Here is a 10,539-nt window from a genome sequence, read left to right on the forward strand (position 1 = left end):
CCACCCGAAGGCAGCCCTTAAAAACTAGAGAGGTTTTTTGCTTACACCGCCGCGACAGGGCGCATGTAAGAGATTGGTGCGGTACTGGCGTCTTCGAACGTCACGACTTCCCAAGCATCTTTCTGCTCAATCAACTTGCGCAGCAACTGGTTGTTCAGTGCGTGGCCGGACTTGAAGCCCTTGAACTCACCAATCAGGCTATTGCCCAGCAGGTAGAGGTCGCCGATTGCATCGAGGATCTTGTGCTTGACGAATTCGTCTTCATAACGAAGACCGTCTTCGTTCAATACACCATCGGAATCGACCACGATCGCGTTTTCAACACTGCCGCCGAGTGCGAGGTTGTGCTTGCGCAGGTACTCGATATCACTCATGAAACCAAAGGTACGGGCGCGGCTGACTTCTTTTACGAACGAAGTACTGGAAAAATCCACGCTTGCACTCTGGGTGCGGTCACGGAAAACCGGATGATCGAAATCGATCTCGAAGCTCACCTTGAAACCTTCGAAAGGGACGAAAGTGGCGCGCTTGTCGCCGTCTTCCACTGTCACTTCCCGCAGGATGCGGATGAACTTCTTGGCTGCGTCCTGCTCTTCCAGGCCAGCCGATTGAATCAGGAATACGAAGGGTCCGGCACTGCCATCCATGATCGGGACTTCGGACGCGGAGAGCTCGACGTAGGCGTTATCGATGCCCAGGCCAGCCATGGCCGAGAGCAAATGCTCCACCGTATCCACTTTGGTGTCACCGTTGACCAGTGTGGTCGACATAGTGGTTTCACCAACGTTTTCCGCGCGAGCAGGAATCTGCACCACAGGGTCGAGGTCGGCACGACAAAACACAATGCCGGTATCGATAGGCGCGGGCTTGAGGGTCAGGTAGACCTTCTCGCCGGAGTGCAAGCCGACACCTGTGGCACGGATAATATTCTTCAGGGTGCGTTGTTTAATCATGGCATGGGCCGCTTCAGCGCAAATTGCGAACTGGTATCAACAAAGGCTGGCGATGATAGCAGACCAGACCTTTGCTGAACACCAATCACCCGTATCCCCCTGATACATTTCATCAATCGGCCTGACGACGCAGGAAAGCCGGGATGTCCAGGTAATCCAGATCGTCTTGCGGATTCATCTTCGCGGCAGTCGCAGTACCGGCCTGGGCCTGGTTGCGCATGACGGTCGGACGGTCCAGGTCACGGTAGTTCACCGCAGGCGCTTCCTGGCGCGAAGCCACTTGTTGTTGCGGTTGCGAAGCCATGGAGGTGTGAACGGTGTTGTCGATGACCTTCACAGGCTTCTCGATTTTCGCGCCCAGACCGGTGGCAACCACGGTAACGTGCAACTCGTCGCGCATGTCCGGATCGATAACGGTACCGACCTTGACCATCGCGTGCTCGGAAGCGAAGGCTTCGATGATGCTACCCACGTCGGAGTACTCACCCAGGGACAGGTCAGGACCGGCGGTGATGTTCACCAGGATGCCGCGTGCACCTTGCAGGTTCACGTCTTCGAGCAACGGGTTGCGGATGGCCGCTTCGGTGGCCTCGCGTGCACGGTTCGGACCGCTGGCGCAGCCAGTGCCCATCATCGCCATGCCCATTTCGCTCATGACAGTCCGTACGTCGGCAAAGTCGACGTTGATCATGCCTGGACGCTTGATGATGTCGGAGATACCGCGAACGGCACCGGCCAGTACGTCGTCAGCCTTGGCGAAAGCCGACAGCAGGCTTGCGTCTTTACCCAGGATGGTCAGCAGCTTCTCGTTGGGAATGGTGATCAACGAGTCGACGCTTTCAGACAGCAGACGGATACCTTCGTCGGCGATCTGCATACGCTTGCGGCCTTCGAAAGGGAACGGACGGGTCACCACCGCAACGGTGAGGATCCCCATTTCCTTGGCCACTTCGGCGATGATTGGCGCCGCACCCGTACCGGTACCGCCGCCCATGCCGGTGGTGATGAACACCATGTTGGTGCCTTGCAGGACTTCAGCGATGCGCTCACGGTCTTCGAGAGCGGCCTGACGACCGACCTCAGGGTTGGCGCCGGCACCCAGGCCTTTGGTCACGCCAGTGCCCAGTTGCAGGATGGTCCGCGCGCCGATGGATTTCAGCGCCTGGGCATCAGTGTTGGCGCAGATGAATTCAACGCCTTCAATGTTGCTCTTGACCATGTGGTTGACAGCGTTGCCGCCGCCACCGCCGACACCGATTACTTTGATAACCGGGCTAGCGGGGATGTTGTCTACGAGTTCGAACATTTTCCCTCTCCTTTCATTCTCTAGTTTTTTCGCCTACTGCGTTTGCTGCGTCTTCCAGCGCCAAGCCTGAAACCTGCCGCGTGAAGCTTTGAAACTGTTTAGAAGTTGCCTTTGACCCAAGCCTGGAGCCGCTCGAACAGCGGTGCCTTCGGCTCGTCGCTGCTGTAGCTGTCGCGGCTGCCGATCCCTGAAAACGAGATCCCGTCGGACTGTTTCTGCAGGCCGTACATCAACAGGCCCACGCCGGTGGAATAGATCGGGTTGCGGACCACGTCATCCAGGCCCTTGACGCCATGGGGCACGCCCAGGCGCACCGGCATGTGGAAAATCTCTTCGGCCAGCTCCACCGCACCTTCCATCTTCGACGTACCGCCGGTCAGCACGATGCCGGCCGGGATCAGGTCTTCGTAGCCGCTGCGACGCAGTTCGGCCTGGATCAGCGTGAACAGCTCGTCGTAGCGCGGCTCGACCACTTCGGCCAGGGCCTGGCGCGACAATTCGCGCGGTGGACGGTCGCCGACGCTTGGCACCTTGATGGTTTCACCGGCACCGGCCAGCTTCGCCAGGGCGCAGGCGTAACGGATCTTGATTTCCTCGGCGTACTGGGTCGGAGTGCGCAACGCCATGGCGATGTCGTTGGTCACCTGGTCGCCGGCAATCGGGATCACGGCCGTGTGGCGGATCGCGCCTTCGGTGAAGATCGCGATGTCGGTGGTGCCGCCGCCGATGTCCACCAGGCACACGCCCAGCTCTTTCTCGTCGTCGGTCAGCACCGAGTAGGCCGAGGCCAGTTGCTCGAGGATGATGTCGTCGATTTCCAGGCCGCAGCGACGCACGCATTTCTCGATGTTCTGCGCAGCGTTCACCGCACAGGTCACCACGTGGACCTTGGCTTCCAGGCGCACGCCGGACATGCCCAGGGGCTCACGCACGCCTTCCTGGTTATCGATCACGTAATCCTGCGGCAGGGTGTGCAGCACACGCTGGTCGGCCGGGATCGCCACGGCCTGGGCCGCGTCGAGTACGCGCTCAAGGTCCGCGGAGCTGACTTCGCGATCACGAATCGCCACGATGCCGTGGGAGTTCAGGCTGCGGATGTGATTGCCCGCCACGCCGACGAACGCCGAGTGGATCCGGCAACCGGCCATCAGCTGCGCCTCTTCGATGGCGCGCTGGATCGATTGCACGGTGGACTCGATATTCACCACCACGCCTTTTTTCAAGCCGCGGGACGGGTGTGTACCGATCCCGACGATGACCAGCGTGCCGTCGTCCGCGACTTCGCCTACCAGCGCCACCACCTTGGAAGTGCCGATATCGAGACCGACGATCATTTTCCCGCTTTGCACGTTTGCCATGGGTCCTGCCTCTTCTTAATTCTTCGCGACGGCGGGTTCGGCCGTCGTCGGCGCTACAGGTTCCCGCCAGCCAACGGCCAGGCCGTTGGCGTAGCGCAGATCGATGCGCGCAATGTTCGTAATCTGTTCTTTGAGCGTCTTGTCATAGATGGCGATGAAGCGGCGCATCTTTTCCACCAGGTTGCCGCGCCCGAGCAACAGCTCGATGCCCGGCCCCGAGCTGCCCGCGCCAGTGGTCAGGAACCAACTGCCGCGCTCACGCAATTCCAGGCGCGCGATGGAGAAGCCCAACGGCCGCAGCATCTGGCTCAACACCTGGTATTGCTGCATCACTTGCTGCTGGGCCCGCTGTGGACCGAACAGTTGTGGCAAATGTTCATAATTGGCCAGTTCTCGCGGCGTAAACGCCTGGCCCTGGTTGTTCAGCAACGACTCGTCGCCCCAACGGGCCACCGGCAGTTGCTCTTCCAGGCGAATCGACACCTGGTCGGGCCACACCCGCCGGACTTCGGCGTGAGCGATCCAGGGCATCTGCTCCAGCTCCGTGCGCATGCCCGCCAGGTCGATGGTGAAGAAACTCGACGCGACGAACGGGGCGATCCGCTGCTGCACTGCCTGCTGGCTGATGTAGCTCAGGTCGCCCTGGACGTTGATCCGGGCGATCGGCCGGTCGGCATAAGGCAGCAACCGTTGCGCGCCTTCATAGGTACCGAACCCCAACGCCACCAGCAGCACCGGCCAGAACAGGCTCTTGAGAAAACCAAAGTTGGCTTTCGGCAAGCGCGCCGACATCGGCTCTTTGGCCACCATTCGGCTGGCACCCCGCGGCACCGGCTTGCGACCGGGTGCGGATGGCTGATGACGAAGCGATGCGCCTTGCATGGCTTAACCTCTTGGCTCTTGAGGGCCGACACTGGCCGCCAGGATCGACAACACCAGTTGCTGGAAATCCAGACCGGCGGCACGGGCCGCCATCGGTACCAGGCTGTGATCGGTCATGCCGGGCGCGGTGTTGACTTCCAGGAACCAGAACTGCCCATCGGCGTCCTGCATCACGTCTGCCCGGCCCCAACCGGCGATACCCAGCGCCTCACAGGCCTTGGCCGTGAGGTCCATCAGTTCTTTTTCCTTGGCAGCGTCCAGCCCGCAGGGAATGCGGTACTGGGTATCGTTGGCGATGTACTTGGCGTCGTAGTCGTAGAACGTGTGGGGCGTGCCCAGCGCAATCGGGGGCAACACCTGGTCACGCAGGGTGGCGATGGTGAACTCGGGACCGGTGATCCATTGTTCGACCAACACTTGCGAATCGTAGGAACTGGCGTCCTTCCATGCCGCGGTCAACTCAGGCAGCGAATTCACTTTCGCCATGCCGATACTTGAACCTTCATGGGCCGGTTTGACGATCAAAGGGAAGCCCAGTTCCGTGGCCGCCGAAATACAATCGGCCTCGGACGCCAGCACGGCGTGACGCGGCGTCGGAATACCGAGGCTGTGCCAGACCTGCTTGGTGCGCAGTTTATCCATCGCCAGGGCGGATGCCAGGATGCCGCTGCCGGTGTAGGGGATCCCCAGGCATTCGAGCAGGCCTTGCATGCTGCCGTCTTCGCCGCCGCGACCATGGAGGATGATGAACGCGCGATCGATCTTTTCGCTCAGCAGGCGCTGCAGGAAATCGTCGCCCACATCGATGCCGAAGGCGTCGACGCCGGCACTTTGCAAGGCTTGCAACACGGCGTTGCCGGACTTGAGGGACACCTCGCGCTCGGCGCTCTTGCCACCGAACAGCACGGCCACGCGGCCGAAGGCTTGCGGATCGAGGGTCGAGACCAGGTTGGCGTAGGCAGCAGTCATTTCAGTTTCCCCTCGCTGGAGGCCACGATTGCTCCGGCGAATAACGGACTTTTCAACAGTTTCGGGGCCAGGCCACCGATGTCACCGGCCCCCTGGCACAGCAGGATGTCGCCGGCGCGCAGCAACGGCTTGACCAGCGGCGCGAGGTCCACGCCACGTTCGATGTAGATCGGGTCCAACTGGCCGCGTTGACGAATGCTGTGGCACAGCTGGCGGCTGTCGGCCCCGGGGATCGGCTCTTCACCGGCCGGGTAGACTTCCATCAACAGCAGCACGTTGGCGTCGGCCAGCACCTGGACGAAATCGTCATACAGGTCGCGGGTGCGGCTATAGCGGTGCGGCTGGTAAACCATCACCAGGCGCCGCTCCGGCCAGCCACCGCGCACGGCCTTGATCACCGCCGCGACTTCGGTCGGGTGGTGGCCATAGTCGTCCACCAGCATCACGTTGCCGCCGTCCACCGGCAGTTCGCCGTAGACCTGGAAACGTCGGCCCACGCCCTGGAACCCGGACAGGCCCTGGACGATGGCTTCATCGCTGACGCCTTCGTCGGTGGCGATGCAGATGGTGGCCAAGGAATTGAGCACGTTGTGGTTGCCGGGCATGTTCACCGACACGTCCAACGGCTCGCGATCAGGGCGCAAGACGGTGAAGAACGTCTGCATGCCTTGCTGGCGCACATTGATGGCGCGCACGTCGGCGTCTTCGCCAAAGCCGTAGGTCACGGTCGGACGCTTGATCAGCGGCAGGATTTCACGCACCACCGGGTCGTCCAGGCACACCACGGCCAGACCGTAGAACGGCAGGTTGTGGAGGAACTCGACGAAGGTTTTCTTCAGTTTGTTGAAGTCACCGTCGTAGGTCGCCATGTGGTCGGCGTCGATGTTGGTCACCACGGCCACCAGCGGTTGCAGGTGCAGGAAGCTCGCATCGCTCTCGTCGGCTTCGGCGATCAGGTAGCGGCTGGTGCCCAGCTGGGCATTGGTGCCCGCGGCATTCAAACGACCACCGATCACGAACGTCGGGTCCAGGCCACCGGCCGCGAACACCGAGGCGATCAGGCTGGTGGTGGTGGTTTTGCCGTGGGTACCGGCGACGGCGATGCCATGGCGATAGCGCATCAGCTCGGCGAGCATCTCAGCCCGTGGCACCACCGGAATGCGGCGTTCCAGGGCGGTGGCGACTTCCGGGTTGGAGGTGTTCACGGCGCTGGAAACCACCAGCACGTCAGCATCGGCGGCGTTCTCGGCACGGTGACCGATAAAGATCTGCGCACCGAAGGACTCCAGGCGCTCGGTGACCGGGGAAGCTTTCAGGTCGGAACCCGAGACCTGGTAACCCAGGTTCAGCAATACCTCGGCGATCCCGCACATGCCCACGCCGCCGATACCGACGAAGTGGATACGGCGGATACGGCGCATTTCCGGTTGCGGCATGGCTTTGCGATTCTCAACCATGGGCCACCTCCAGGCAGGTATCGACCACTTGGGCCGTGGCATCGGGTTTGGCCAGGCGGCGGGCGGCGCGGGCCATGTCTTCAAGTCGTTGCGGCTGCATCAAAACCTCTGTCAGGCGGGCGGCGAGATCCGCGGCGCCAGTCGTTCTTTGCGGCATCAGGAAGGCAGCGCCTTCACGGGCCAAATAATCGGCGTTACGGGTCTGGTGATCGTCGATGGCGTGGGGCAAAGGCACCAGCATCGAGGGCAGACCGGCGGCAGCCAGTTCACTGATGGTCAGCGCGCCTGCGCGGCAGACCACCAGGTCGGCCCAGCCATAGGCTTGGGCCATGTCTTTGATGAAAGGCTGCACTTGCGCCTCGACGCCGGCGGCGCGGTAGCGCTCGGCGGTCACTTCATCGTGATGTTTGCCAGCCTGATGGAACACTTCCGGCCGCAGGTCGGGAGCGACCAGCGACAAGGCTTCGGGCAGCAATTTGTTCAACGGTTCTGCCCCCAGGCTTCCACCCAGGATCAGCAAACGCGCCTTGCGTCCAGCCAGGGCCGGGCGCGGTGTCTCCAGGAACAGCTCGGTACGCACCGGATTACCGGTGGTGCGGCGGCTGCCCGACAGGGTAAAGGTGTCGGGAAAGGCTTCACAGACCCGGGCGGCCAACGGCACCAGTAACCGATTGGCGGTACCGGCCACGGCGTTCTGCTCGTGGACGATCACCGGCACGCCGGCCAGTTTTGCCGCAACGCCGCCAGGGCCGGTCACATAACCACCGAACCCGACCACGCACACCGGGCGCAACCGACGAATGATCGCTCGCGCCTGCCAGATCGACTTGAGCAGCATCAGCGGCGCCTTGAGCAACGACAACTTGCCCTTGCCCCGCAGGCCGCTGGCGTCGATCCGGTGCAGTTCGAGGCCGGCGCCAGGCACCAATTCGTTCTCGATCCCCCGCGGCGTACCCAGCCAGTGCACGGTGTAGCCCCGTGACTGGAACTCCCGGGCACAGGCCAGCGCCGGGAACACGTGCCCGCCGGTACCGCCCGCCATGATCAGCACGTTAGCGCCCATGAGTCGGCTCCTCGGCGAAGTCGCTCTCCTGGAATTCCATCTCTTCGCTGCCCAGGTGGGTTCGGCTCTCCCACTCGATGCGCAGCAACAAACCAAGGCACGCGCAGCAGATCACCAGGGAACTGCCGCCATAACTGAGGAACGGCAGCGTCAGACCTTTGGTCGGCAAGAGGCCGACGTTCACGCCGATGTTGATCAGGAACTGGCCGATCCACAGGAACGACAAGCCATACGCCACGTAAGCGGCGAAAAACTGCTTGGCCTTTTCGGCCCACAAGCCGATGTACATGCCGCGCACACAGACGAACACGAACAGGGCGACGGTGCACAGGGAGCCGACGACGCCCAGCTCTTCGGCCAGTACCGAGAATACGAAGTCGGTGTGGGCTTCCGGCAGGTAGAACTGCTTCTGCACGCTGTTGCCCAGGCCCACGCCCAACCATTCGCCGCGACCGAAGGCAATCAAGGCCTGGGTCAATTGATAGCCGGAACCGAACTGGTCGGCCCACGGGTCGGTGAAGGTGATCAGGCGCGCCATCCGGTACGGTTGCGCCTGAACCAGCACGGTCACGGCCGCCACCGCCAACGCCACCATCAGGATGAAGCGAAACAGCCCGACCCCACCGAGGAACAGCATCGCCGCGGCGGCGCCCATCATCACCACCGTGGCGCCGAAGTCCGGCTCCATCAGCAGCAGGCCCGCCATGGGCAGCAAGACGATGAACGGCTTGAAGAAGCCCATCCAGCTCTCGCGCACTTCTTTCTGGCGACGCACCAGATAACCGGCCAGGAAAATCACCACGAAGACCTTGGCGATCTCCGAGGGCTGCACGTTGAAGAAGCTGAAGCCGATCCAGCGCATCGAGCCGTTGACCTCGCGGCCGATCCCCGGCACCAGCACCATCACCAACAGGCCGAAGGCACCGAGCAGCATCAACCAGCCCAGGCGTTGCCAGGTGGCGATTGGCACCATCATGGTGACAACGCACGCGCCCAGGCCGATCACCAGGTAAACCAGGTGGCGGATCATGTGGTAAAGGGTGTTGCCCGACTGCACGGCGGCCACTTCCGACGACGCGGAGGTGATCATCACCAGGCCCAGTCCCAGCAAGGCCAGGCAACCGGCGAGCATCGGGAAATCCAGGTCGATGCCACGTCCGGTGATCAACGGCGACGGGTACGGCTTGATGATGTTCATCAGGCTCATGCCAAGTCCTCCGCGGCCCGGGCGAACAACTGCCCGCGCTCTTCATAGTTCTTGAACATGTCGAAACTGGCGCAGGCCGGCGACAACAGCACCGCGTCGCCCGGCTGCGCGAGAGCGCGGCATTGCTGCACCGCCTCGTCCAGCGAACCGACGCGAACCAGCGGCACGGCATCGCCGAGGGCCTGGGCGATCAATTCGCGGTCGCGGCCCATCAGCACCACGGCACGGCAGTTGGCTGCCACAGGGTCGCGCAAGTCCTTGAAGTCGGCGCCCTTGCCGTCGCCGCCGGCAATCAGCACGAGCTTGCCTGCGATGTCCGCCCCCAACCCTTCGATGGCCGCCAGCGCGGCACCGACGTTGGTGGCCTTGGAGTCGTTGTACCAGGCCACGCCATCAAGGTCGCGCACCCACTGGCAGCGGTGTTCGAGACCGGCAAACGTGCGCAGGGCCGATAGCATGGCGTCGAACGGCAGGCCGACCGCATGCCCCAGGGCCAACGCGGCCAGGGCATTGGCCTGGTTATGGGCGCCACGAATCTTCAGTTCGCGCACCGGCATCAGGTTCTGGAATTCGAAGGCCAGGTATTTCTCGCCATTCTCTTCGCGCAAGCCGAAGCCTTTGAAATCCGGAACCCCCAGGCCGAAGGACCAGCACGGCATGCCCTCGCCCAGCAACGGACGGGTCAAGGCGTCCTGGCGGTTGAACACCACCTGCCGGGCCCCGCGGAAGATCCGGTGCTTGGCCAGGTGATAGGCCGGCAGGCCGCTGTAGCGGTCCATGTGGTCTTCGCTGACGTTGAGCACGGTGGCCACTTCGGCGCCCAGGTGGTCGGTGGTTTCCAGCTGGAAGCTCGACAGCTCCATCACGTACAGCTCGACGTCGTCGCTGAGCAGGTCCAGGGCCGGGGTACCGAGGTTGCCGCCCACGGCGACGCGCTTGCCGGCCGCCGTGGCCATCTCGCCCACCAGGGTGGTGACGGTGCTCTTGGCGTTCGAACCGCTGATGGCAACGATCGGCGCCTTGGCGTTACGCGCGAACAGCTCGATGTCGCCGGACAGTTTCACGCCACGGGCAGCGGCCGCCTGCAGGGCCGGAGTCGCCAGGGCCAGGCCGGGGCTCACGTAGAGCTCATCGGCGCGGCACAGGAATTCGACGTCCAGCTCGCCACAACGCACGTCCACCTGGGGATAGTCACGGCGCAGCGTGGCCAGCTCAGGCGGATTTTCCCGCGTGTCGGCCACGGCAAACGACACGCCCCGGTTCGCCAGGAAGCGAACCAGGGACATGCCGCTCTTGCCGAGGCCGACAACGATGCGGAAGTGGTCAGAAGCGATCAGGGACACT

At 62.9% G+C, this 10,539-nt stretch carries 9 protein-coding genes; all 9 read right to left on the reverse strand.

Translation table 11 applies throughout. From position 1 onward, the window contains the following. Positions 1 to 41: 41 nt before the first annotated feature. The 9 genes from lpxC to murD all read right to left on the reverse strand — a co-directional run bounded on the left by lpxC (position 42) and on the right by murD (position 10,538). Entirely contained in the window at positions 42 to 953 is a 912-nt protein-coding gene (lpxC, locus tag J4E53_RS02660; protein ID WP_003178240.1) for a UDP-3-O-acyl-N-acetylglucosamine deacetylase, read from the reverse strand. A 112-nt stretch (positions 954 to 1,065) separates the two neighbouring features. Further along, positions 1,066 to 2,259, reverse strand: a complete 1,194-nt coding sequence (gene ftsZ, locus J4E53_RS02665) for a cell division protein FtsZ (RefSeq protein ID WP_003205341.1) — start codon at positions 2,257 to 2,259, stop codon at positions 1,066 to 1,068. A gap of 98 nt (positions 2,260 to 2,357) precedes the next feature. Next, on the reverse strand, positions 2,358 to 3,617 hold the full coding sequence (ftsA, locus tag J4E53_RS02670; RefSeq protein ID WP_003205342.1) for a cell division protein FtsA: 1,260 nt from the start codon (positions 3,615 to 3,617) through the stop codon (positions 2,358 to 2,360). Between the two features lie 15 nt (positions 3,618 to 3,632). Further along, on the reverse strand, positions 3,633 to 4,499 hold the full coding sequence (locus tag J4E53_RS02675; RefSeq protein ID WP_042729561.1) for a cell division protein FtsQ/DivIB: 867 nt from the start codon (positions 4,497 to 4,499) through the stop codon (positions 3,633 to 3,635). Positions 4,500 to 4,502: 3 nt separating this feature from the next. Further along, on the reverse strand, positions 4,503 to 5,468 hold the full coding sequence (locus J4E53_RS02680) for a D-alanine--D-alanine ligase (protein WP_060740759.1): 966 nt from the start codon (positions 5,466 to 5,468) through the stop codon (positions 4,503 to 4,505). Then, positions 5,465 to 6,925 carry a UDP-N-acetylmuramate--L-alanine ligase gene (murC, locus tag J4E53_RS02685; RefSeq protein WP_060740758.1) on the reverse strand — a complete coding sequence of 487 codons (1,461 nt, stop codon included), beginning with the start codon at positions 6,923 to 6,925 and terminating at the stop codon, positions 5,465 to 5,467. Before murC ends, J4E53_RS02680 begins: the two co-directional genes overlap by 4 nt. Further along, a complete protein-coding gene (gene murG, locus J4E53_RS02690; protein WP_060740757.1) occupies positions 6,918 to 7,988 on the reverse strand; it encodes an undecaprenyldiphospho-muramoylpentapeptide beta-N-acetylglucosaminyltransferase in 1,071 nt (356 codons plus the stop codon). The genes murC and murG overlap by 8 nt, the downstream gene beginning before the upstream one ends. After that, positions 7,978 to 9,195 carry a putative lipid II flippase FtsW gene (gene ftsW / locus J4E53_RS02695; protein ID WP_060740756.1) on the reverse strand — a complete coding sequence of 406 codons (1,218 nt, stop codon included), beginning with the start codon at positions 9,193 to 9,195 and terminating at the stop codon, positions 7,978 to 7,980. The genes murG and ftsW overlap by 11 nt, the downstream gene beginning before the upstream one ends. Beyond that, complete coding sequence (gene murD / locus J4E53_RS02700; protein WP_060740755.1) at positions 9,192 to 10,538, reverse strand: UDP-N-acetylmuramoyl-L-alanine--D-glutamate ligase; 1,347 nt, start codon at positions 10,536 to 10,538, stop codon at positions 9,192 to 9,194. The genes ftsW and murD overlap by 4 nt, the downstream gene beginning before the upstream one ends. Between the last annotated feature and the right edge of the window lies 1 nt (position 10,539).

This window comes from Pseudomonas sp. FW305-28 (assembly GCF_017351395.1).
In the GTDB taxonomy this organism is placed as follows: Bacteria; Pseudomonadota; Gammaproteobacteria; order Pseudomonadales; family Pseudomonadaceae; genus Aquipseudomonas; species Aquipseudomonas fluorescens_AA.